Origin of the sequence: Pontibacter populi (assembly GCF_040278685.1) — a bacterium.
In the GTDB taxonomy this organism is placed as follows: domain Bacteria; phylum Bacteroidota; class Bacteroidia; order Cytophagales; family Hymenobacteraceae; genus Pontibacter; species Pontibacter populi.
In genome coordinates this window covers 1-24,092 of record NZ_JBEOKT010000013.1, presented here as the reverse complement: position 1 = coordinate 24,092, position 24,092 = coordinate 1, and the positions used below count along the sequence as shown (strand labels likewise).

The following is a 24,092-nucleotide window of genomic DNA, read 5'->3' as shown; positions in this document are numbered from 1 at the left end:
GCTACATACATAAACAGGAAAGGCGCCCATAAAGGGCGCCTTTCCTGTTTTATGCTAATACCTATAGTTACAACCTGCCCTGAAGCCTTGCTACAATTTTGCTGATGCGGACTTGTCGTGTTTCCGGGCGCTTGGCCTCCAGCACTGCAATTACATGTTCTTTTCTGTTCGTAAATGATAGTTTACCGAACTGCTCCAGTACGTTCGCTTCTATTAAAGCCTGCTGCAGGTCTGCGGGTATAGTTACGGTACGGTTCACCCTGTCTATTCCCGGGTAATCAACTCCAAATTTTGAAGGTTCTTTTCGCTCGGAGGTGTGCTTGAACCGAAGCGAAGACCAGGTATCATCGATCGCAATTAGCCGAACACCTTCGTAGCCCAGTTCTTTTATAGTTGCCCAGCCAAGGTCGCGGGTAAGGTCCGATTTTATGCCTGATGTTTTTTTAGGGTACGCGACCCATAGCATGCCGCCCGGCTTTAGTGCTGCAACAGCCTGTGGCCCGAGCGTATCCAGTTCGGCTTTAGTGGTTACAAATACCTGCACTACATCAAACTGGTGTTCTGCATTGGTAGTAGTAGCTGCCGTTACTTTACCACCGTCCTGTTCAAACCCACTTTTTAAAGTATCAGGAGCATTTAAGAGCAGCAAACTATAAGGTGGCTTAAGCTGGAGTTTCTGGCAGATAGAAGGCATGAGGTAATTTATAATTGAGTTAAGTTAATTGCGGTGCCTAAGCTAATCTAAAATCAGCAAAAACCATACACCCGGCCTGCAAACTATAGTTCCGGGCCAGTGCTATAGTTTACTGTAAATACCTGCAACTATAATCTGCGGTTTTAGATTAGCTGGAGTATGCAGGAGATGCTTGCATTTCAAGAAGCAACTATAGGTAAAATTCCATTTTGCAACCGGGAGTTGCACTACAAAACCAAAACCCGGAACCACCCTGATACTTAACCAATTGCGAATTTACAGATTCCTTTAAAAGGTAGAATCAGTACAACTAAATCAGAAAATTACAAGTATAAATTTATAGTTCCGGCTATAAATTAACTTGCTTATGAAGATACCGTTTACATCCCGAATTGCGGACATATCTTCGTTAACCTTGCTTGCCATTGTACTTTATACATCGCAGCCCGAAAAACAGCAGCCCGCAACTATAACTCCACCACCTCCCGAAGTACAGACGCCTGTTACTGTTGCTGCTTTAACCATACCTACCAACGAAGCTTATTTCGACCTTATAGTGGAAACAGCGGAGTGCCTGGGAGAGAACCTCTGGATCGGGGGTAAGATAGAATGCATACCAGCAGCGGATGATCCTAAAAAAATACGCAGGCAATTTGCCGTTAAAGAACTTACAGCCACTGGGTTAAGCACATACAACAGCTATAAGCTCCGCAACAACTATGGCACCTTAAAAGCGATAGGGGATAAAAATGGCAGGGTATTCTTGCAGCTACAGGAAGGACCAATGCAGCTACAACCTACTTCCGGCGATGCACCTATAGTTGTGGCGTACCAGCGCACTTTGCCTGAGGCCATATACGACGACAGCGCCGGCAACTGGATCTGTGAGTAAGCCTTAGTTATAGTCTTCTTCGGAATCATCCTCATCTTCAAAACCCAGTGACTCCATTCGTTTATTTCCGGCTTCCATGGCGGCTTTTAACTTTGGATTGTTTTCTATACGCTTGCCAACTTCCGGGTTAAACATGATCTCTAACATGGTTTTAAGGTAGGGCTTGCTTTCTGCTCTCTGTTCAAAAGCTTCCTTGTCTGCTTCTGTCATACCTTTCACCCAGCTCTCCAGTTCAGGTTTTATCTTTTCCAGCTCCGTGTATAGCTCGTTGTTAAGCTTATTTACCATGGCAATGGTCTTTGTATCGTCTTTTTCAGCAAAAGCAGCTTTCAGGCCAGTGGCATATTTCTCCATCAGTTTATCATACTTAGCTTCGGTGGGGTGTATATCCAGCCTGGCTATAGTTACCAAAACAGGTGCAGCAACAACAACCTGCAGGTGCCCTAAGCACAAACCAGCACTCAGGAGAAATGAAACAAGAACTTTTTTCATACTTAAACTAATTTTTAATATGACTTATACGAGATATCTAAATTTTGGTAGTTGAGAAAGACGCTGTCAAACTGTAACTATAATCATGGCTGATAGCCAGTCGCGCAATTTTAATCGTATGTTTCTGTAAAGCAGTTGCTATTTTGTAATTTTGAGGATGATCTTATACAACGTAACAGTAAGCATAGATAATACTGTGGCCGATGAGTGGCTACAGTGGATGAAAGATGTACATATTCCGGAAGTGATGGAGACAGGCTATTTTATGGCGAACCAGATCTGCCGGGTTATGGAAGATGAAGACACAGGTGGAACTACCTATGCCGTGCAATATACCTGCCGCAGCGTACAAGATCTGCAGGAATACCAGCGCGACCACTCTCCGGCACTACAGCAAAAAGTTAATGACCGCTATGCCGGCCGATATGCTTCCTTCCGGACTATGCTGGAAATTGTTGGTGTAAACGTAGAGCGCAAGGATCAGGAATAAACACCCTAAAGTATAAATATTAAGCCCCGGCTATACTTAATTAACAAGTATAGCCGGGGCTTTTTTAATGCTTCCTGATTAACCTTTGTACTCCTGTATCTGCTGCTCCGTCATGGTGCAGTTCATCCACTGGCCATCCAGGTCGGCACCTATCTTTTTGTAGAATTCAATGGCTGGCTCATTCCAGTCCAACACCTGCCACCTGAAACGCTTGGCACCTACTCGCTTTGCTTCTTCGGCTACGGCATCAAACAGTTTTTTACCAATTCCGCTCCTGCGTAATCGCTCTGTTACCACCAGGTCTTCCAGGTAAATGGTTCTGCCTTTCCAGGTGGAGTAAGCGGTATAGTATAACGACAGGCCAACTATACCTTCTTCAGACTCTGCCACAAAAAATTCAAATATCGGGCGCTCGCCAAAGCCATCGCGGCGCATGTCTTCCAAGGTGTTTGTTACTTCGTTTGGGGCACGCTCAAAAATAGCCAGTTCCATTACCAGGTCACGTACCTGCGGCAAATCGTCTATAGTTCCTTTTCTAACTTGTATCACTTTTATTGCTAATTGTTTATTGCTGATTGTCTGAATCAGGATTTTCAGGATTAAAGGATTGGCAGGATTTAGAATCCCTTTCTAACTTCCAAACTTTCTAACCTATTAACTTCTCTAACTCAAGACTTCCCAAACTGTCTTCGCTTGCACCAGTTCTTTGCCGGTTTGCTGGCTGGTAAGTTTGTGCAAAAGTATACTTTCTGTTTCACCTGTGCCAACTTCTGATATAACTGTATCACCCAATACACTTTCAGCTTTGTAAATGATGTCTACTTCGCGTAGTTGCTTTTCCAGAATTTCAGTTGGCAGCGTATCCAGAACCCATTGCAGGTAGCGGGTGTTGGTAACGTGGCGGTTCAGGTCGATGTCGTGCCAGCGCACGGGCATTTGTTGCGCATACTGTACTTCCTGTAGTTGCGGTAGTTTTCCTTTGGCAAAAGGCAATGGTTCCTGATTAGGCACTACTTCAATGTCCATAATAAAATCAGGCACCGACACCATCTGGCGTTTTACTACATCCATTACCAGCCAAACACTTGTTGCCTGCCCCAGCAATTCTCCATCCGAACTATAGATTCTGAAATCACGATGCAGGAAAACCCGTTCACGCCCCGATGCCCACGTCTTTACAACTATAGCTTCGCCGTGCTTAGGATAACGGAAGATTTCTACACGCATGCGCTGCAATACCCACGTCAATCCACGCTCCAGCAAGTCGTACATCGAAATACCTATGCTGCGCGTGTTCTCCCAGGCTGCTTCCTGCATGTAGCTCACAAGCGCCGGTATAGTTGCCTTGCCATGGTAATCTATCTCACTTGATCGAACTATAAACTGGCTTTTGCCTGGGTATGATTTCATAGTGGTAGGTTTGGTTTATAGTTGCTAAAATACGGAGGAATTAAAACACATGCAGCCTTATAGCAAAAAAGCACGCCCTGGCAGGACGTGCTTTTAAAATAATATATGGTTTATAGTTTACATCATACTTCCAATACCTGCCCCGATAGCCATAAACAATAATCCAAGCGCATAAAATGCAAGCATTATAATAGTAAGTACGCCCATAAACTTGAACAGCGATTTCAGGTTTTTAAAAGACTCCGTTACCAGGTCTTCGTTTTTATGACGTAGCGCATGCTGCATTTTATCAGAGAACCTGTATAAGTATAGCACCGGAAAAAAGTACAACAGAGCAAATATTAGATAAAAGACAACGAAGAATGTTCCTCCAACACCACCACCTATTCCATTTCCGCTGGCTTTACTCATAACTGAGCCTAAAACAGAGCCGGCAAAAATACCCATTAGTACTATAAAGCCGATCATAACAAAACCGACTATAGCCAGGAATTTGCCCCACTTGGCTGTATTTCTTAAAAAATCTTCCGATGCCAGGTTAAGGCTAAGGTTTTGCGGTGCTGGTGCATCTGCGTAAAGTTCTGCGTCCATAAATAAATGTTTTTTAGTTGTTTAAGTGTGTTTCGATTAACTAAATATAGCGGTTTTAATATACTTATGAAAATGTGCGAGCATCTTTACAAACTATACCACCCAAACAAAAAAAGCCGCGCTACCTGATGCAGGCAGCGCGGCTGAAGTATAAATGGCAGATCTATACTTGTGTTATTTGTTCTGAGCTTCGCCTTCGTAAGGGTTTACGCCCATGTTTTTGTAGATGAATGCATACGTATCCGCATACTCCTGGATAACCAGCGAAGTTGGCTTACCGGCACCATGGCCAGCACGCACATCAACTCTAATTAAATAAGGATTACCCGGAGCACCCTTTGCCTGTAGTTCAGAGATAAACTTGAACGAGTGAGCAGGAACTACACGGTCGTCGTGGTCAGCAGTTTTAACTAAAGTAGCAGGGTATTTTACGCCTTCTTTAATGTTGTGCAACGGCGAGAATTTGTACAGGTTCTCGAACTGAGCAGCATCATCTGACGAGCCATATTCCGGTACCCATGCCCAACCAATCGTAAACTTATGGAAGCGCAGCATATCCATTACACCCACCGCAGGCAGGGCAACTTTAGCTAGTTCAGGGCGCTGTGTCATGAACGCACCAACCAATAAGCCACCGTTAGAACCACCAGCCACAGCCAGTTTCTCAGATGAAGTATACTTCTGGTTGATCAGGTACTCGGCAGCACCGATAAAGTCATCGAATACGTTTTGCTTGTTTGGCGTCATGCCGGCTTTGTGCCAGTCTTCGCCGTACTCGCCACCACCACGCAGGTTAGGCATGGCATAAACACCACCATTCTCCAGCCACAGCATGTTGGCAATGCTGAAGCTTGGCGTCATTGAGATGTTAAAACCACCGTAAGCGTACAGGTAAGTCGGGTTTGTGCCATCCAGTTTCAGACCTTTTTTGTGCACGATAAACATCGGCACTTTGGTACCATCTTTCGAAGTATAGAACACCTGCTTCGTTTCAAAAGCATCGGTATCTACGTTCACTTCGGTTTTGCGGAACAGGCTTACTTTGTTGTTTGGTACATCGTAACGGTAAATAGTTGGCGGATATGTGAACGACGTGAACGTAAAGAAGGTCTCCTTGTCTTTCTGGTCGCCACCGAAGCCGCTAACTGTACCTAAAGTTGGTAACTCTACTGTATTTAGTTGCTTGCCATTCTGATCGTACACTACAACCTGGCTGGTAGCATCTTTCATGTAGCTGGCAATAATGCGGCCGCCTACTGTAGATACGTTCTGCATTACGTTGTCAGATTCCGGAACTATAGTTTTCCAGTTGGCTTCTTGTGGCTTCTTCGGATCGATCATCACCAGGCGGTAGCGCGGCGCATTCTTGTTCGTCATCACCAGCAGCTTGTCGCCAAAGTTATCAACTACATTGTACTCGCTTTCGAAGTTGTCTACTATCGGTTTTATAGTTGATTTCGGGTCAGCAAGGTCCTTATAGTATAGCGCGTTGGCTCCGCTGGCACCTTCCGATGCGTTCAGGATCAGGAAGCGCTCATCGTCTGTTGTCTGGCCGTAGAAGTTGCGCAGCGCATGTGCTTTGTCTTCGTAAACCAGTTTGTCCTGGCTCTGTGGCGTACCAATTTTGTGATAGTATACTTTATGGAATTCGTTCTTGTTAGCCAGTTTGTTGCCTTCAGTAGGGGCATCGTAACGGCTATAGAAGAAACCATCTTTATACCAGCTTGGGCCTGAGAATTTCACCCACTCCAGTTTATCGTTCAGCATTTTGCCGGTAGCCACATCCATTACCTGGTAGGTGTTCCAGTCAGAGCCACCGCTTGATGTACCCACCGCCACATGCTTGCCATCTTTCGAGAAAGAGAAAGCCGTTAATGCTACTGTTCCGTCAGAAGACAGTTTGTTCGGGTCAAAGAAAACTTTTGGCTCAGAGTCCAGGGTCTCCTGCACGTACAGCACACTCTGGTTCTGTAAGCCATCATTTTTGTAGAAGTAGTATTTACCACCTTCTTTAAACGGAGCGCCGTATTTCGGGTAATTCCAGATCTCAGTCAGACGTGCCTTAATATTGTCGCGGAAGTCGATGTCGCCTAAGTACTCCTGCGTTACTTCGTTCTGCGCCTTTATCCACTGGTCTACTTCATCGGTATGCGTTTCGAGCCAGCGGTATGGGTCGGCTACCTGCTTGCCGTGGTAATTATCAACGTGGTCAACTTTTTTGGTATCGGGATAATCTAAAGTAGTCTCAGCCGTTGCGGTGGCTTCCGTAGTAGTCTCTGTATTCACAGTTGGGGTTTCTGTTTGTGATGATTTACATGCCGACATAGCCGTCAGGCCACCAGCCAGCAGTAGAACAGTTGTTTTTTTCATAATGTTTTCCGTCTGAGTTTAATTGTGATACGGGAAAAGCTAAGATAAGTAATTATCATGAAAAGGGCTAAAATTACAACTAAAGCACTTGCTGTAGTTAGCACCTAATATCTATAGCGGTTGAGCTTATAGTTTACACCGGAAAAGGGGTATCATTTTAATTGATTGAACCAAACTATACTTACTGCCCAAAATTGATCTCGGTACTATCGCCGATGTTCAAACTATGGCTTAGCCCTTTAAAGCTTGCATCGGACCCGATGATGGAATCATGCATCACGGCAAAGCGCAACTCCGAAAAAGACCCGATAATGGAATTGCTAAGTACAGAATTAGTTATAGTTGTATTATCGCCGATAGCTACATTTGGCCCGATCACTGAGTTTACAATAGTACATTCAGCACCAATCGTTACAGGTGGAATAATAATGCTTCCCGAAAATTGCTGGCTATAGTTTTGTTTGCGCAAATGTGGACGGTTCAGGAGCAAAGCATTGGCTTCTAATAAAGTGTCCTTCCGGCCACAATCAAACCACTGCTCTACATTCCACTTCACCATTTTCTCCCCCGATTTTATCATGTGCATCAGGGCATCGGTCAGGTGATATTCGCCCAGGGTGCGCTGGTCTTCGTTGATAATATACTCCAGCGACTCGATCAGCTTTTTAGGATTGGCAATTTTATAAAGGCCCACCAACGCAAAATTCGACTTCGGGATCTTTGGCTTCTCCACCAGCTTCACCACAAACTCATCCATGCCTACTTCGGTAACCCCAAACAGCGACGGCTTCGATACTTTTTTAACGCCCAGCACAGAATAAGGCGCATCCAGTATAGGTTGCAGGTCGGTATCAACTATAGCATCGCCGAGCATGATCAGTACGTTGGGCTCATTCTCGTAAGTATGGCGGGCTACCCAAAGGGCATGGCCTAAACCTTCGCGGGGCTCCTGTACTACAAACTCTGTTTTTAGCTGGGGATATTTGTTACGGACGTAACTTTCTATTTTCTCGCCCAGGTAACCAATAATAAAAACAAAATCTGTGATTCCGGCTTCTGAAAGGCGATCTATAATGTGGCCAAGTATAGTATTATCTGCAACCGGCAACAGCGATTTAGGCTGTGTATGTGTATGTGGCCGAAGCCTTGAGCCAATACCTGCTACCGGAATTACTGCTTTCATAAACTATACGTTTCTGCTAATATATTAAATTAAAGCAATAATTTAAACTATAATGCATTAGTAGCATATCAGCTTATATTAAGATTGGTTAATATAAAAGCTTTAACTTTAAACGATGCTTACATATTTTCGTAATCATAACGCCTTATAAGCAAAACGGAAACGTATACACACTACCTAACATAAACTCATGAAAAGACTATTATTCTACCTGATCGGATTTGTTGTACTGGCTTCTCAGTCATCTTGTGGTTATAACGAAATGGTGACCAAAGATGAGAACGTAGAAGCAGCCTGGGCTAACGTACAGAACGCCTACCAGCGCCGCGCCGATCTTATTCCTAACCTGGTAAATACTGTTAAAGGAGCTGCCAATTTCGAGCAGGAAACTCTGACACGTGTAATTGAAGCCCGTGCCAAAGCTACTAGTATGAACATCAGTGCGGATAACCTGACACCTGAGAATATTCAAAAATTTCAGCAGGCGCAGGGCGAGTTATCAGGCGCACTAAGCCGTTTATTGGTAACCGTAGAACAATACCCGCAATTAAAAGCCAACCAGAACTTCCTGGAACTGCAGGCACAACTCGAAGGCACCGAAAACCGGATATCTGTTGAAAGGCGTAAGTTTAACGAGACCGTACAGGACTATAACTCTTACATCCGCTCGTTCCCACGTAACATCATAGCCGGCTGGTTCGACTTCGAGAAGAAAGGATACTTTGAGGCTGAAGCAGGAGCGCAACAAGCCCCGACGGTAGAGTTTTAAACTATAAATTGTTTAAGGTTGAATTGTTTAATTGTTGTTCTGTTTTTGATGATCAACAATCTAACAATTCAACAATTTAACCATATAGGGTATGCCCAAAGATACCATAACCCCTGAAGATGAGCAGCTGATATTGGCTGCCATCCGGGAAGCAGAGCAGAATACCTCCGGGGAGATACGCGTGCACATCGAGAACCATTGCGAAGGCGATGTACTGGACCGTGCCACCGAAGTTTTTGCCGAACTGCATATGCACCTGACCAAGCTACGCAACGGCGTACTTTTTTATATCGCCATTAAAGATCACCAGTTTGCTGTGCTCGGAGATGCCGGTATAAATGCCATTGTTCCGGACCATTTCTGGGAAGACATAACCGCTGAAGTGATAAGCCATTTTAAGCGAAAGCAGTATGCCACAGGCTTGGCGAACGGCATAAAAATGGCCGGTGAACAACTAAAAGCGCATTTTCCTTACGACAGAGAAGGAGATATAAACGAACTCCGAGACGATATCTCGTTCGGACAATAACCATCTATGCTTAAACATACGCTACTTTTTCTGTGCTTTTGCTGCATCAGCCTGATGGCTTTTGCCCAGGACAGCGATTTTCCGCCACGGCCAAACCCGCCTAAGCTGGTTAACGACATGGCCAACATACTTACCCAGGAAGAAGTAGCTGCGCTTGAACAGAAACTGGTAAACTATAACGATACTACCTCCACGCAGATAGCTATTGTTACCCTAAAATCTATCGGCGATTACGACCCCAACCAGTATGCTGCTGAACTGGGCGAGCGCTGGGGTGTTGGTTCCGAAAAATTTGACAATGGTATTGTAATCCTGGTTGCTATAGAGCAGCGCAAAGTTGCCATACAAACCGGTTATGGCATGGAGCACCTGGTGCCCGATGCCATTGCCAAACGCATTACCGAGTACACACTTAAGCCAAATTTCCAGCAGGGAGAGTTTTACAAAGGCTTGGATGAAGCAACTTCGTTTATCATTAGCGTAGCCAGCGGCGAATACCAGGCCGACCCAAAAGCCAATGCCGAAGATGAAGGCGGACCATCAATTATGTTCATCGTTATCATTGCCTTAATATTGCTGTTTATCCTGTCAAGGTTTGGTAAAGGCGGCGGCGGCGGTCGGGGAGGCAGAGGCTATACCCGTACGTTAGGCGGCCCGATCATTATACCTGGTGGCTTCGGCACTTTCCGTAGTGGTGGCGGTATCTTTGGTGGCGGAGGCGGTGGCTTCGGAGGAGGCGGAGGTGGTTTTGGCGGCTTCGGTGGTGGTAGCTTTGGTGGTGGCGGTGCCAGCAGCAGTTGGTAGTGTGTCCCTGCGGGCAATTATAAATTAAGAATTATGAATAAGGGAGATGGAGCTCAGGCTTTGTCTCCTTTTTTGTGTAAATCAGGATTTGAGGATTGACAGGATTAGTCTATAGTTCGTTTTATAGTTACAGTCCACAAGCGGACAGGTCGCGACCTGTCCCTACGGAAATACATTGCTGATAAATCTCGAAGCTTTCCGGTTCAAACTATAAACAGGCGGTTGCTATGAGACATTTCTCAGTCTTTGGGTTGAGCGCCTTGTAGATTTCCGGAGCCGCAGGCATGGCGACGTTAGGAGCAAAGGAAATGTACACCGCGCGATGCCCGAAGACGAGGCCTCCCGGCCGTGAGGGAGCCAAGGTTGATTTGAAACTTTAGGTTAATAGAGCTCCCAGGATTGGAAGTGGCTATAGTTAGAGGCTTGGTCGGGATAGTGGAAAAGCAAACTATTATCTGTACTAGATTTCTCCTAACGTCGAAATGACAACAAAATGTAAGGCAACTATAAGTCACATAAGATCCCTCGGCTAACGCTCGGGATGACGAAGAAAATAAAACTACAACCCTCCAACTATAACCTTCGAAACCACGCCCAACACCACAACACCTATTCCGAAGCCGGCGGCGGCATTTCCGAAACGTTTGCGATGCGCCTGTTTTTTAAAAGCTTCTTCGTAGGCTGGCTCTTTCATTAAATGTGCATTGGGGTTTGCAGCGGATGCAGTACTCGGAGACACAACCGAAACGATGGTTCCGGTTACAAGCCCGGCGGCCGGATAGAGAATCGTTGTCCCCATTGTTCCCCAGAAAATGCCTTTTGATCGGTAGTATAGTTTGGCATCCTCTCTTCCCTGGATACGCAGCTTTGCCGTTTCTTCCATCATTTCACGCTCCGGGTTTGCAGTTTCCTTTTCAACTATAGTTACTTGCTTTACTTCGTAGTAATTTTGGCCGGTTTTATCGTTCAACGAACTATAGTTTATAGCAAACGATACCTTTTGCGCATCAGCAGAAACGCATACAACTATAGCTACTATAAGAGTGAGTAAAAATTTTGCCATAAAGGTAGACTTAAATAGATAATGGAGACGGTGAGTCTTGGATATAACCGGCAGTAACAACTGCCTCTTCTAACGTATATCCACAAAATCCGGACAACTGATTTTTGCTGTTGGCGGGCGTGCATTTTAAAAGCTATAGTTTATAGTTACAGTTGCCACAGATTTGCAGATAATAGCCGCACACGCTACCTTTATACTATGAGCGAACCAAGAAAAAAACTGTTCCTGCTGGATGCCATGGCCCTAATCTATCGGGCACATTTTGCGTTTAGCAAGAACCCCAGAATAAACTCAAAAGGCATGAATACGGGCGCAGCGCTCGGCTTTACCAACACACTGGTAGAAGTGCTGCAAAAAGAGAAACCAACCCACATCGGCGTAGCCTTCGATTCAGCTGCCAAGACCTTCCGCCACGATAACTTTGCAGCATACAAGGCTAACCGACAGGCCATGCCCGAAGATATTTCGGTGGCTATACCTTATTGCAAAAAAATTGTAGAAGCTTTTAACATTCCGGTGCTCATCCTGGATGGTTACGAAGCCGACGACATTATAGGTACCATGGCGCGCAAAGCCGAAAAAGCCGGTTTTGATGTGTATATGATGACCCCTGACAAAGACTACTGCCAGCTGGTAACGGAGCATATCTTCCTGTACAAGCCTGCTTTTATGGGTAATGCCATAGATATCTGGGATGTAAACAAGGTGCTGGAAAAATGGGAGATCGAGAATGTAAACCAGGTGATAGATATACTTGGTTTGCAGGGCGATGCCGTGGATAATATACCAGGCATACCGGGCATTGGTGAGAAAACTGCGAAAGCATTGATACAAAAGTATGGCTCTGTTGAGAACCTGATCGCCAACTCGCATGAGCTGAAAGGCAAGCAGAAAGAAAATGTAGAGGACTTTGCTGACCAGGGCCTGATGTCGAAAGAACTGGCTACGATACACTGCGATGTACCGCTGGAGTTTAGTGAAGAGGGTCTGCATTGCGATGCGCCCAACGAGGAGCAGCTTATCAATCTGTTTAACGAACTGGAGTTCCGGCAACTGGCGCAGCGTGTGTTAGGCCAGCCTATGGCTGCGGCGGCGGCAGGTATAGCTACTAAAACAGCAAAGCGCAAACCAACCGACTCCGGGCAAACATCGCTCTTCGGGGCAACAGAAGTACCTACTGAAGAAACTATAGTTGATGCGGTTCCGGCAACCATGCGCAGCTTCAAAAACTCGCTTGCCGACTATCACCTCATCAACACACCTGAGCTGCACGAGAGCTTGGTAAGTTACTTAGAGAAACAGGATGAGATCTCTTTCGACACCGAAACTACAAGTATAGATGCCATTACAGCCAGGCTGGTGGGCATGTCGTTCAGTTATCGCCCCGGCGAAGCGTATTACATTCCGGTTCCGCCAAACGACAAGGAAGAAACCCTCCGTATAGTTAATCTCTACAAAAACGTGCTTGAAAATCCGGCTATCCAAAAGGTTGGCCAAAACATCAAGTACGACATTATGGTACTCAAAAGCTATGGTGTAGAAGTGCAGGGACCGCTGTTCGATACCATGCTCGCTCACTATTTGCTGGAGCCGGAAATGCGCCATAACATGGATGTGCTTTCGGAAACATACCTGAACTATACACCAATTCCGATCACTGACTTGATAGGACCCAAAGGCAAAAATCAGCTAACTATGGCTGACCTGGCTCCGGAAGATGTAAAGGATTATGCCTGCGAGGATGCCGATATTACCTTGCGTCTGAAACTATACTTTGAGCCATTGCTACAGGAACGCGACCTGATGAAGTTGTTTCATGAAGTAGAAACGCCTTTGGTGCAGGTATTAGCCGATGTAGAACGCGAAGGTATAACCATAGACACCGATGCACTGGCTGATATTTCTACACAGTTAGAAAGCGAGATCATTACGCTGGAGAAGCGTGTTTTTGAAATTGCCGGAGAACAGTTCAACATTGGGTCGCCGAAACAGCTAGGTGAGATATTATTTGACAAACTGGAGCTTCAGGGAAAATCAAAACTAAAGAAAACCAAAACCGGCCAGCACGCTACCGGCGAAGAGATCTTATCTAAACTGGCTGGCGAACACGAAATTGTAAGGCTTATACTTGATCACCGCCAGCTAACCAAGCTAAAGTCTACTTACGTGGATGCGCTGCCACAACTGGTTTGCGAATTAGATGGACGCGTGCACACCTCGTTTAACCAGGCTGTAACCGCCACCGGCCGCCTGAGCTCTACCAACCCGAACCTGCAGAATATTCCGGTGCGTACCGAACGTGGCCGTGAAATACGAAAAGCATTTGTGCCGCGCGATAACAAGCACCTCCTTATTTCTGCCGACTACTCCCAGATCGAGCTTCGTATAATGGCCGACTTCAGTGGCGACCCAACTATGAAGGAAGCCTTTAAGAACGGGCTGGATATTCACGCCTCCACGGCCAGCAAAGTGTTTCACGTGCCACTCGACCAGGTAGACGGTGAAATGCGACGCAAGGCCAAAACCATCAACTTCGGTATCATTTACGGTATCTCTGCTTTTGGTCTGGCTGAGCGTTTAAGCATCCCGCGCCGCGAAGCTGCTGACATTATAGAAGCTTACTTCCAGGAATTCCCGGCTGTAAAAGAGTACATGGATAACGCGATAGATAAAGCCCGCGATGACGAGTATGTGGAAACGGTGCTCGGCCGCCGCCGCTACCTCCGCGATATCAATTCCCGCAACCAGAACATCCGCGGTTTTGCCGAACGTAACGCCATCAACGCGCCTATACAAGGCACAGCTGCAGACATCATCAAAATCGCGATGATCAACATACACGAGTACCTGAAGCAGGAAAACCTGAAAACCCGCATGATCCTGCAGGTACACGATGAATTGCTGTTCGATACGCCGAAAGAAGAAGTGGAAATTGTTACGCCAAAAATAGTAGAGTTGATGACAAATGCCTTACCACTTAGCGTACCGATGGAAGTTGGTTTAGGCGTTGGTGATAACTGGCTCGAAGCGCATTAAGGTATTTTAAACTATAGTTAGAAGCGGTGGCTGGAAGTATAAACTCCAGTCACCGCTTTTTTATGAAGTCTAATTTTCTTCTGTCATCCCGAGCAAAGCCGAGGGATCTTATAGGTCCTATAGTTGACGATTTAACTTGCTGTTTGTCATTTCGACGCAAGGAGAAATCTATTTTCGATTTTAAGCTGTATTAGATCTCTCACGCTGTTCGAGATGACAATAGTATTTAAGACTCTTCAATTCGTAATTCTCCCTAATACATTCTCGGCAACTCTATTCCTTTTATCTTCCGGAAGAGGTTAATGGCGGCCTGGTCTGTCAGGCTGGTTACGAAGTCGGTGATGTGGATGATGCGCTCGTAATCTGATACCCCATCCGGCAGGTTAATGTAGTGCGTTGGGATCAGGTCAGCTAGTTTGCGGTGGCGTTTGGACTCTGGCAGAAACACGGCTTTCATGCAGGCGTCCAGCAAACCGCCCAACACTTCAAAACCGGCAGCTTCAATTTCTAAAACCGGTTTGTTTCGATAGATTTTCTCTATCGACAGCATTTTGATCTCATCCAGTGCAGGTTTACAATCCAGCAGGTTAATGAGGGGCGTGTCGAAAGTACCTGCTAATAACTCCTTTTCATTTCCCAGGAAAACAGCCGAACATTCATCTATCAGCTTACCGATAATGCGGGCCCGCAAATAACCTATCTCTTCGCGCCAGTCGTAAAATTTTATAGTTGATACACGGTTCGGATCATCATTCAGTATTTGCTTTAGTAGCTCTATTCCCTGTTTATGCGGTACCAGACCAAGCTTTAAGCCATCTTCAAAATCGATGATGCGGTAACAGATATCGTCGGCTGCTTCTACTAAAAAGGCAAGCGGGTGACGGTGATAAAAAACGGTATCACCATCGCCTTTACGCAACAAGCCAAGCTCTGCAGCGATCGTGTTAAACCAGTCTTTTTCGGTCTGGAAGAAGCCATACTTTTTTTCGCTGGTGTTTTTAGTCTTAGCAATTACCGGCAATGACTCTTTCGGGTATTTAGTGAAAGTAGCCAGTGTGGTATAGGTCAGACTCAGGCCTCCGGACAAATTGCAGTGCTCCGGATAGGTATAAGTCAGCACCCGGAAGCCGGCAGCGTTGCCCTCGAAACTTAACAGATCTTTACGTTGCGCCTCGGTCAGGTTTTGCATAAAAGGCTGGGCGGCTTCGCTCTCGAAGTATGAGGAAATAGCATCTTCGCCGGAGTGACCGAATGGCGGGTTACCGATATCGTGGGCCAGGCAGGCTGCTGCCACTATATCGCCGAAATCAGCTTCCTGTATGTGTTTTTCTTCTGTTAAGGCTGGGTTACGCTCCAGTATACTTTTGCCAACTATACGGCCCAGCGTGCGGCCAACTACCGATGCTTCTAAACTATGGGTAAGGCGGGTGTGCACAAAATCGCTTTCGGGCATGGGCATTACCTGCGTCTTGTTCTGTAACCTTCTGAAAGCCGAAGAAAATACAATACGATCGTAATCGCGCTGAAACTCGCCGCGCACCGACTCATCCGAAGTATACTTTTTATCGCTACTCTCGAAACGCTTTTTAGAGATCAGTTTGCCCCAGGTAGTTGTATGTTGCATATAGGTAACTTAAGATCAGAATTTAATTAGCTCATCATAACACTGATGAACAGCGTGCCCAAAAACAAAGCAAGCAATGATAAAATATAAAGAAAACTTACTGGTAAAAATTTCAGGAACGTGCGCCAAAACGACTGCTTGTATACCCGGAGCATAGCCAGGAACAGGTACAGTAATGCTATCCAGAAAACCCAGGTATCTACTTCAAAGCTTTTAATAAAGTACTCTATACCTATGGCAACTATAGTAATCAGGAAGAAGAATGTATGAAAGTGGATAGAGAACATAAGATGCTCTACATAGTTGCGGTCCTGCCTGCGGTAGAAGAGGTAAAGTACAAACCCGAAAAACGGCATCAGGATAAACATCATAAAAGACGTATTCTTTAAAAGCTTCTGCCTCGACTGTTCTTCGTCTGATGTAAATGTCTTGAACTTGACACTCAATTCTTTCAGGAAAGGGCTGTCTATTGCCTGAATAAGCGAATCGGAGAGCGCTACAGCAGCTTCAGACGTTTCTGCCACAGTGTCGGCTTCTAACCCTTTTATTTCCACATCAGGTGTAAAGCTACCCTTAGCTTCCTCCGGGCTACTACCTCCACGTAATGCAAGCACAAAAAAGAAAATGATGCTTATGAAAACATATAGCCGGAAAGGCGGAACATAGGATGCACGCTGGCCTACATTAAATTTTTCTGTCAGCAGACCAGGTTTAAAAAGTAGCAGCTTAAGCGTGTGCCAAACTTTGGTGTCGAAATGCAGGGTACCTTCGAAGAACTCAGCTATTAAGTGTTTAGCTGGTACATTCAGGTCGTGGTTTTCCTGGCCACAATTAGGACAGTAATTGTTTACTTCTTCGAAAATATAGCCACAGTTAGGGCATTGGGTAAATTTACGACGCCTTTTTGCCATAGAGTAACGGAACATTTTACTTCAAATATACCTTTATCTATATAAACACTCTACCAAAAATTTTTCTGATTTTACACTTAAAGTTTAAACGCTCCAATGTTACGATAAGCCTTAAATGTGCTGTTTTTTTAGCAGTATATTTAGCCTTACTTACAATAGGAGGCGATTTAAGGCATTAACCACAATAAAAACCGATGTTACGGGAGGCATACAAATAGCCTTGCACAGTGGCAACTATACGCGTTCTTTTGCAATAGAATCTTCGATCCTTTCCAGGCTAAAAACAAATAGGCATCTCTAAATACAGGGTCAGGCAACTGATTTGGGAATTGCACCTATGCAAAATAAAGTGTTAGAGTTTGTGTAAACGGGCGTGCATTTGTTCAGGCAAGTGTCACGCCCGTTTGTTTTGCAGCTAAAGCTATAGTTTAAACTATAAAACAAAAGCGGACCCACACAAAAAGTACAGGCCCGCTCTTATTCAGGAATATATCTTGCAGGTTATAGTTTCACAATTTTAGTGGTTCCGCTGCTTTCTGCTGAGTTCCATTTCAGGATGTATACACCTGGCGAGATACCGGTCAAGTCGAACTCCAGTGGCAGGTTTATGTCGGTAAAGGTTGTCTCGAAGCTACGAACTACTTTGCCGGATGTATCATACAGGTATAGTTGCATCGGCACGTTTTTGTTTACCAGGAACCTGATCGTGAATTTCTGGTCTGCCCCTACCGGGTTTGGCGCTACCTCAAACTTATACAGGAAACTCGGGTCTGTTACCCTTACCACAAACGTGTACTTAAAGCTACCGTCGTTATAAATTACACGCAGCCTGTAATACGCTGTTCCCGGTATTGGTTCCTGGTCCGTAAAGGTGTTATCCGCTGAGGCACTAACTGTGCCTATTTCTGTAAAGGTGGTACCGTCTTCACTTCTTTCAACTATGTAGCGGGCTATGTTCTGTTCTGTGTCTGTAGCCCAGGTAATAACTACATCGCGTTCCGAATTATAGTCTGCCTGCAACGTGGCCACTTCTTCGGCAAGATTACATTCCCCATCCAGCTTCGGCTTCATCTCCGGCTGTCGGCAAACGCTTGCCACATTCTCCTGTGCGCTTTGCGCTATAACAACATTACCGCCTTCAATATCTTCGTCGCTAAGGTCGCGGAAGGCTCTCTCAAACTCAAGCGCATAGTGCATTACTGCTTCCTGTGGCAGAATTACGTGGCCCAACTGGTGCGCATGTCCTAACTCGTGCAGCATAACGGTCTCAAAGTCGAACTGGGTACTGCTGGGAGGTCCCGGGCCATACTGCCAGCTTATGTTGCTATTGATCTCCATATCAAACTCAGAAAGCCACCAGTTTATTTCGCCGGTAGATACCACCTGGCAACCGCGATAACGGCTCAGGGTACGGGCCAGCACATCTTTCCCTACATCAGACTGTGGCTTAAACATGATCACGATCTGGTCATCGGCGGCACTTCTTTCTATAGTTGTAGGTGCGCCTATTTTCCAGTTCACGTTGGTGTTGCAAATCCAGCTGTTCATAGCTCTTATAAATCCTTCGCGTGCATTGGTGCGGCTTTGCATATTCGGCGCAAAATGGATTGTGTAGCCACCTTCGCCATCTACATCAATAAGCGCAGGCTGGTAAGTGATGGAGTCTTCGTAAAGATTGCTGTAGGCATACGTGATCTTGATCTGCCTTGTAGTTGTAAAAGATGAGCCTGCATCGGTGGTTACTTTTATCTCGCCGGAGCCAGCAGTTCCGCCATCTTCGCCAGCCGATGGTATGTACATCCTGATCTGGGTATCGGTCCAGGAAAGGTAAACATCGTTCGGAGACTTTGTGAAACTTGTACCACCATCATCTGCATTCCGAAACGATACATAGCCGTCGCCGCGCGTGCTGCCAAAACCTGTGCCGGTTATAGTCAGAATAGTTTCGGTGCCGGCACTTGCTACTTTGGGGTTAAAATCCAGGATAGCAGCCGGGGCCAGTACACTATTCTGCTTCTGTGTTTGCAGTTTTGGGCCGTTCTGTAGTTTTTGGTTGGTAATTATAGTTCTATAGTTGGCGCCTGTTTTTTTGGTAACAGCCTGGTAAATCTGCTCTACCGAACTATAGCTCTCAAAAACGCCCTGGGCTGTCTGCGTCCGAACGTCGTACCGGATAAAGCCCTGTTCGCTGGCATAAGGCCGTGCACTGTAGCGGGTTTTACCAGGTGTATTGCCCAGTTTGTTTTGCTTCTGCAGGAAAAACATACCCTGCTGCCCTTCTTTTAAAGTAAGCGCAACCGAATATATATGTTTATCCAGCCCAACGGTACCGCCATCAGTTATTATTTCCAGCTGCGTTTCCTGTAGAGTGCCTTTAAACAGCTTGTATACTTTAATGATGTTAGAGGTGTAGATATTTTCGCGGCGGGCATCCCAGAAAGACTGCTGAGAGACCACTTCGCCTTCAATTACCACATCGGCAGCCTGCACGCGTTCTTCCAGGCTCACCGGAATCATGTGCACACTGTTGCCGGCGAATAGTTTGGGGGTAAGAAATAGTAAAAAGAACAGCAAAAACAGCCTGATGCGGGCAGGAGTAAAGGCTATGCTGTACCCGTTGTAGATAGTATTCATAGAAGAGCTTATGTGTATAGTTGTAACAGGTGCGCGGGTGATACCGGGGTCTCAACAGCTAAATTGCTTTTACGCAAATTTAAGCACCAGAGTATACAAGGTATTCAGGTCGTTTGCAGCACTTTATAGTTTTTTTTATTCCTGATCGCATTTTAATACCCAAAACAGGTGCTATAGTTGAAGGTAATAATATTCGCTAAATTATATATGAGCGCGTACGTTAAACCAGGCAGTATAGGTTCGGAAAATAAAAAAGGGCTACACATAGCAGCCCTTTTTACTAGGTATTGATTGGTTACAGATCAGTCTTCTACTCTTACCTGTGTGTTTTTGCCGTCTTTTTTGTAGGTATAGTTAAACGGCTTTCCATCACTGTTCTTCATCATGTTGCGGTACTTGTTGTATAGTTCCTGCGACTGCTTTTTACCGTCTATGTACAGGCCGGTGCCATCTATCTTAAAATCAACTTTCTCGCTGTTATTCTTCATCAGGCCGTCTTTTACCAGTTCGTCAGTCACATTGTCCAGTACTTCCGACAATTGTTCGTGACGCTTCATGCTTTCATCATGTCGTTTCATGCTTTCGCTGTGTCTCTGCATGCTTTGCTCGTGGCGGCGCATGGCGGCATCCTGTTGTGTTTGTATCCTGCGGATATCTACTTCCACACGTTTGCCTGCTTCAGCTTCTACCCGTGCAGAGTGGGCTTTCATCTCCTCCTGAAACTGCTGCATGTCTTTCTGGAACTGCGCCATATCTTTTTCATACTGTTTCTGGTCCTGCTCATATTGCTTCTGCTGCTTTTTCAATTCTGCTTTATTCTTGCCATCCAGGTTAAGCGGCATAACCGGAGGGGCAGGCGGAACAGGTGGCGGAGACATAGGTGCCATTGGAGCCATAGGTGCTAACGGTGCTCTTGGGTGAACACCCGGTGCAGGTGGCGGAGGCGGCGGAACAGCCAATCCATCCTTATCCGTCTGATACCTGTACTCGTAGCGGCGTTCTTCACGGTTGTTGCGGTTACTTCTTCTGGCTTCGGCAACTGCGGCACGTTCTCTTATTATCTCACGTTCCACTTCAACGCGGCTTGCTTTCGGGGCATTTTTAACGGCTTGCAGGCGCTGGTTTATCAGGTCGTTGTATTCCGGTATGTTCTTTTTCGGTATCTGCTTACCATTAACATAGAGCTCAGTCACTTCCCCTTTTTTGTTCTTGATGATCACGATATCCTGTTTCTTACCTGTTGTATCCTGGGTAGTGAATGTGTAAGCAGAGTATCTTTCCTCAGTTTCCGGAACCGCCACTATAAATTCAGGTCTTTCGCTAACTATAGTTTCGTCAACGGGCACAGCTGCAGGTTCTTTTTTCATCCCAGCTATAGCACCCACCGACAGGAAAACCATGCTCACCACTATAACCATAGCAGCCATAAATCCTTCTGAAAATGTTGGCCGCAAAGACGGCTGTTCAACCAGTCTTTTAATACGACTAAGTAAAGAACCTTTTCTGCCAGCCAGCGCCATAGCTAGTTTTGGTGTAGTTGGCAGCTGCATTTCTGCAATGGCAGCCAGGGCACGGGCATAAACCAGCGAGTTACCACAAACAGCTACAGCCATATCGTCGCAGCAATTCTCTCGCTCATCACGCACCACCGCCGACATCCACCACATGGCCGGGTGGTAAAAGAACAGGATATCAACTATAGATTGCAGCAGATTTACCAGGTAATCGTTGCGGCGAATGTGCGCCAGCTCGTGGGCAAGAATCGCCTCTACCTGCGCTGTGCTCAAACCTGTTACTGCTCCAACCGGCAATAAAATAACCGGCTTCGCAAAACCGATAACCATTGGCACTTTCACCATTGCTGATTCAGCCAATTGTATCGCCTGTTTTACCCCGATCTGCGAAGCTATAGTTTGCAGCCTTTGCTGCCATTTACCTCCAAGTAATTCAGAACGATAACGCAGGCGTTGGGTATAAGCCAATCCTCCCATAAAACGAAGCGCCATCACTACAAGGCCCAGCAACCAGAGTGTTACCAGCAGTGGCAAGTGCTGTTCAAAGTATAGTTGCGCCGTAGTTAGCGGGTCTGCTGTAGTTGCCACCTGCGTAGCCGAAACTATAGCTGTGCTTTCTGATAAGAATAGTGTGCCGTTGCCTGCTTTTATAGTTGCCGTGTCGGGAGCCGAACTATAGTAGTAAGCGAATGTGCCAACTGAAAGAAGTAACTGCAGGAGCATTGCACCAGTGCCCATAAAATAGCGTAACGTTGCTTTATGCTTCTGTAACAGCACTAGCAGCACTGCCAGCGTAAGCGCCACCAGCGCACCCTGCCATAACGAATGCAATAACGTCCAGCCGAGCGCTTTTACTAACGCCTCCGAAGCCAGTTGTGAGATCAGGTTCATTTAGTGCCTCCTTCCAGTTTATCTAACAGGTTTCTTATTTCATCAATTTCTTCTTTGGATGTTTGCTGGCTGCCCAGTGCCTGCATTACCAGCTTAGACGCTGATCCCCGGAAAGTTGTATCCAGGAAACGGTCCAGCAGACGGCGCTGGGTAATTTCTTCAGACAAGAGTGGCTGGAAAATATGCGACTTGCTTGACTTATCAGCTTCCAGGATGCCTTTTTCGGCCATTATCTGCATCAGCTTCAGGGTAGTAGTATAGCCGGCACCTTTGGTTTCGCTGAGTACATCGTGCACAAAACGCACCGTGGACGGCCCGTTCTGCCACAACACCTGCAGTATCTCCAGTTCGGCTTCGGTAGGTTTGTAAGATTGGTTCTGGTTCATAGTTCTTAAAAGACAAAAGTTAAAGTAGTACAGCTGCATCACTAAGATATACGAATGTTTTCGTAAATAGAAATTTTATATACGATTTTTTTCGTAGTCCGAAGAAAAATGGTTGTGGTTAGTGGGTTTTGAGTGGGCGGAGGGGGTTTTAATTAAAATGAAGTTAAATTCGGTTGAGAGTATAGTTTTATAGCTGCTGTGGTCCCCCCCAACCCCAACCCTTTTCCCGAATCAAGTCCGGGATCTGCGACTTGTCTAAGGCGGGGAGTTTTTTTAGCTTTTGCTAGAGTTGCCGTTATAGTTTCATTTCAACTGTTTGTCATCCCCCTCGCCCCCTTCAAAGGGGGACTCTCTGACTTTGCTATAGTTGGGGTTATAGTTTTATAGTTACAGCCTGTCACGCGGACAGGTCGCGACCTGTCCCTACGGAACTACAGCCACGATAAAATTCGAAGCTTACCGATTCAAACTATAGACAGGTGGTTGCTATGAGAAATTTCTCAGTCTTTGGGTTGAGTGCCTTGTAGATTTCCGGTGCCGCAGGCATTTCGAGGTACGAGAAAAGGAAATGTACACCGCGCGAAGCCCAAAGACGGGGCCTCCCGGCCGTGAGGGCACCAAAGCTGGATTGAAACTATAGATAACTAGAGCTCTCAGGGTTGAACGTGATTTGAAAGGATAGCTTGGTTCGGGAAGGACAGACTACAACTATAAGCTGGGATAGATTTCTCGCTCAGGCTCGAAATGACAAAAGAGTAACTATAGAACAATTAAGATCCCTCAGCTAACGCTCGGGATGACAGAAAAGAAAAATAAAACTATAGTACGATCAATGAACCAGCGCTGATTTGATCATGATGAACTCGTTGATGTTATCTGTATTGATAACTCCAGCCAGGCGGCCATTTTCTAAAACAGGATATAAGGGAGAGCGCGATTTCTGCAGTTCAGTGTAGGCCACCGACAACTTATCTTTCACATCAAAAGCAACAAACTCCTTCGTCATGATCTCTGAAACAGCGGTATCGGTTTTGTTTTCTTTTAAAGCCTGTATCAACTGACTCCGGGTAAGGGTGCCGACTACGTTTCCGTCCTGTTCCACTATAAATTCGTGCTCCGAACCCATCAGCAGTTTCTCTAAGGCATCTTTTACAGTATTGTCCGGAGTTAAGGTAACGTAGTTCGTCATCATGCCTTCGCGCACACTATGGCCACGCAGAAAGTCGAGGTGCTGCACCATCATATTTTCGGTATAGGCCCCAAAGAAAACGAACAAGCCGATCAGGATCAGGAAGGGATTTGTGAAGAAGCCGTAAAAAACAAAAACAATAGCCAGCAACTGTCCCAGGTTGGCCGCGATCTGGGTGGCTCGCACCCGGCCAAGTTTAAACGCCAGCAAAGCACGCAACACGCGCCCACCATCCATCGGGAAAGCCGGAATAGCATTGAACAGCACTAGCATTATATTTACGAACAGCAGCAGGTATAGAAAATTGCCCGGCGTAATGCGCATAAAAAATTCATCGGAAGGCACAGCCTGTAAGCCGGGCAGCACAAGCCATAGTATAAGAGCGATCACCACATTTACGGCAGGACCGGCTAAGGCAACCATTAACTCCTGTTTCGGACTTTCGGGCATACGCTCGAGGCTGGCAACACCACCAATGGGCAACAGCGTGATCATGCGGGTTTTGATACCGTACTTTTTAGCAGTAAGTGCATGCCCCAGTTCATGTAGCACCACACATACAAAAACCAAAAGTACAAAGCCAATAGCCAGCAGAATAGTGTTAAGGTCGTTGCCGCGCT

The 24,092-nt window shown here is 45.9% G+C and carries 20 protein-coding genes; 6 read left to right on the top strand and 14 right to left on the bottom strand.

All coding sequences use genetic code 11. The features are described from left to right. Positions 1–67 precede the first annotated feature (67 nt). The gene (locus ABS362_RS13960) at positions 68–694 is read right to left on the bottom strand and encodes a YdeI/OmpD-associated family protein (protein ID WP_350413112.1); all 627 of its coding nucleotides are present in this window, start codon (positions 692–694) and stop codon (positions 68–70) included. A gap of 367 nt (positions 695–1,061) precedes the next feature. Here ABS362_RS13960 and ABS362_RS13955 point away from each other — a divergent pair, with 367 nt between their 5' ends. After that, positions 1,062–1,586, top strand: coding sequence for a hypothetical protein (locus tag ABS362_RS13955; RefSeq protein WP_350413111.1), 525 nt, complete (start codon positions 1,062–1,064; stop codon positions 1,584–1,586). 3 nt (positions 1,587–1,589) lie between these two features. On the opposite strand, the gene ABS362_RS13950 is transcribed toward ABS362_RS13955, so the two are convergent. After that, positions 1,590–2,078, bottom strand: a complete 489-nt coding sequence (locus ABS362_RS13950; protein ID WP_350413110.1) for a hypothetical protein — start codon at positions 2,076–2,078, stop codon at positions 1,590–1,592. Positions 2,079–2,235: 157 nt separating this feature from the next. On the opposite strand from ABS362_RS13950, the gene ABS362_RS13945 reads away from it, so the two are divergent. Continuing rightward, positions 2,236–2,568 carry a DUF4286 family protein gene (locus ABS362_RS13945; protein WP_350413109.1) on the top strand — a complete coding sequence of 111 codons (333 nt, stop codon included), beginning with the start codon at positions 2,236–2,238 and terminating at the stop codon, positions 2,566–2,568. 78 nt (positions 2,569–2,646) lie between these two features. On the opposite strand, the gene ABS362_RS13940 is transcribed toward ABS362_RS13945, so the two are convergent. The 5 genes from ABS362_RS13940 to ABS362_RS13920 form a co-directional block, all read right to left on the bottom strand. Continuing rightward, positions 2,647–3,117 (bottom strand): GNAT family N-acetyltransferase, encoded by a 471-nt coding sequence (locus ABS362_RS13940; RefSeq protein ID WP_350413108.1) that lies wholly within the window; start codon positions 3,115–3,117, stop codon positions 2,647–2,649. A gap of 114 nt (positions 3,118–3,231) precedes the next feature. Then, the gene (locus tag ABS362_RS13935) at positions 3,232–3,978 is read right to left on the bottom strand and encodes an acyl-[acyl-carrier-protein] thioesterase (RefSeq protein ID WP_350413107.1); all 747 of its coding nucleotides are present in this window, start codon (positions 3,976–3,978) and stop codon (positions 3,232–3,234) included. Between the two features lie 117 nt (positions 3,979–4,095). Continuing rightward, positions 4,096–4,569, bottom strand: coding sequence for a DUF5362 family protein (locus ABS362_RS13930; protein WP_350413106.1), 474 nt, complete (start codon positions 4,567–4,569; stop codon positions 4,096–4,098). 174 nt (positions 4,570–4,743) lie between these two features. Continuing rightward, positions 4,744–6,939: a prolyl oligopeptidase family serine peptidase gene (locus ABS362_RS13925; protein ID WP_350413105.1), complete on the bottom strand. Its 2,196-nt coding sequence runs from the start codon at positions 6,937–6,939 to the stop codon at positions 4,744–4,746. A gap of 181 nt (positions 6,940–7,120) precedes the next feature. After that, the gene (locus ABS362_RS13920) at positions 7,121–8,122 is read right to left on the bottom strand and encodes a sugar phosphate nucleotidyltransferase (RefSeq protein WP_350413104.1); all 1,002 of its coding nucleotides are present in this window, start codon (positions 8,120–8,122) and stop codon (positions 7,121–7,123) included. Positions 8,123–8,312: 190 nt separating this feature from the next. On the opposite strand from ABS362_RS13920, the gene ABS362_RS13915 reads away from it, so the two are divergent. From ABS362_RS13915 to ABS362_RS13905, 3 genes are all read left to right on the top strand, one after another. After that, complete coding sequence (locus tag ABS362_RS13915) at positions 8,313–8,891, top strand: LemA family protein (protein WP_350413103.1); 579 nt, start codon at positions 8,313–8,315, stop codon at positions 8,889–8,891. 91 nt (positions 8,892–8,982) lie between these two features. Next, positions 8,983–9,420: a TPM domain-containing protein gene (locus tag ABS362_RS13910; protein ID WP_350413102.1), complete on the top strand. Its 438-nt coding sequence runs from the start codon at positions 8,983–8,985 to the stop codon at positions 9,418–9,420. A gap of 6 nt (positions 9,421–9,426) precedes the next feature. Next, on the top strand, positions 9,427–10,224 hold the full coding sequence (locus tag ABS362_RS13905) for a TPM domain-containing protein (protein WP_350413101.1): 798 nt from the start codon (positions 9,427–9,429) through the stop codon (positions 10,222–10,224). A gap of 559 nt (positions 10,225–10,783) precedes the next feature. Here the strand turns inward: ABS362_RS13905 and ABS362_RS13900 are convergent. Continuing rightward, the gene (locus tag ABS362_RS13900) at positions 10,784–11,287 is read right to left on the bottom strand and encodes a hypothetical protein (RefSeq protein ID WP_350413100.1); all 504 of its coding nucleotides are present in this window, start codon (positions 11,285–11,287) and stop codon (positions 10,784–10,786) included. Between the two features lie 198 nt (positions 11,288–11,485). Here ABS362_RS13900 and polA point away from each other — a divergent pair, with 198 nt between their 5' ends. Continuing rightward, positions 11,486–14,323, top strand: coding sequence for a DNA polymerase I (gene polA / locus ABS362_RS13895; protein ID WP_350413099.1), 2,838 nt, complete (start codon positions 11,486–11,488; stop codon positions 14,321–14,323). A gap of 253 nt (positions 14,324–14,576) precedes the next feature. Here the strand turns inward: polA and dgt are convergent, their stop codons facing one another. The 6 genes from dgt to ABS362_RS13865 form a co-directional block, all read right to left on the bottom strand. Beyond that, positions 14,577–15,947 (bottom strand): dGTP triphosphohydrolase, encoded by a 1,371-nt coding sequence (dgt, locus tag ABS362_RS13890; RefSeq protein ID WP_350413098.1) that lies wholly within the window; start codon positions 15,945–15,947, stop codon positions 14,577–14,579. 26 nt (positions 15,948–15,973) lie between these two features. Further along, entirely contained in the window at positions 15,974–16,858 is an 885-nt protein-coding gene (locus ABS362_RS13885) for a DUF3667 domain-containing protein (protein WP_350413097.1), read from the bottom strand. A gap of 501 nt (positions 16,859–17,359) precedes the next feature. After that, on the bottom strand, positions 17,360–19,492 hold the full coding sequence (locus ABS362_RS13880) for a T9SS type A sorting domain-containing protein (RefSeq protein WP_350413096.1): 2,133 nt from the start codon (positions 19,490–19,492) through the stop codon (positions 17,360–17,362). 302 nt (positions 19,493–19,794) lie between these two features. Further along, positions 19,795–21,897 carry a M56 family metallopeptidase gene (locus ABS362_RS13875; protein WP_350413095.1) on the bottom strand — a complete coding sequence of 701 codons (2,103 nt, stop codon included), beginning with the start codon at positions 21,895–21,897 and terminating at the stop codon, positions 19,795–19,797. Further along, the gene (locus ABS362_RS13870) at positions 21,894–22,283 is read right to left on the bottom strand and encodes a BlaI/MecI/CopY family transcriptional regulator (protein WP_350413094.1); all 390 of its coding nucleotides are present in this window, start codon (positions 22,281–22,283) and stop codon (positions 21,894–21,896) included. Before ABS362_RS13870 ends, ABS362_RS13875 begins: the two co-directional genes overlap by 4 nt. Positions 22,284–23,112: 829 nt before the next feature. Continuing rightward, positions 23,113–24,092, bottom strand: a 980-nt coding sequence (locus ABS362_RS13865; RefSeq protein ID WP_350413093.1) for a site-2 protease family protein, incomplete at its 5' end; no start/stop codon positions are given.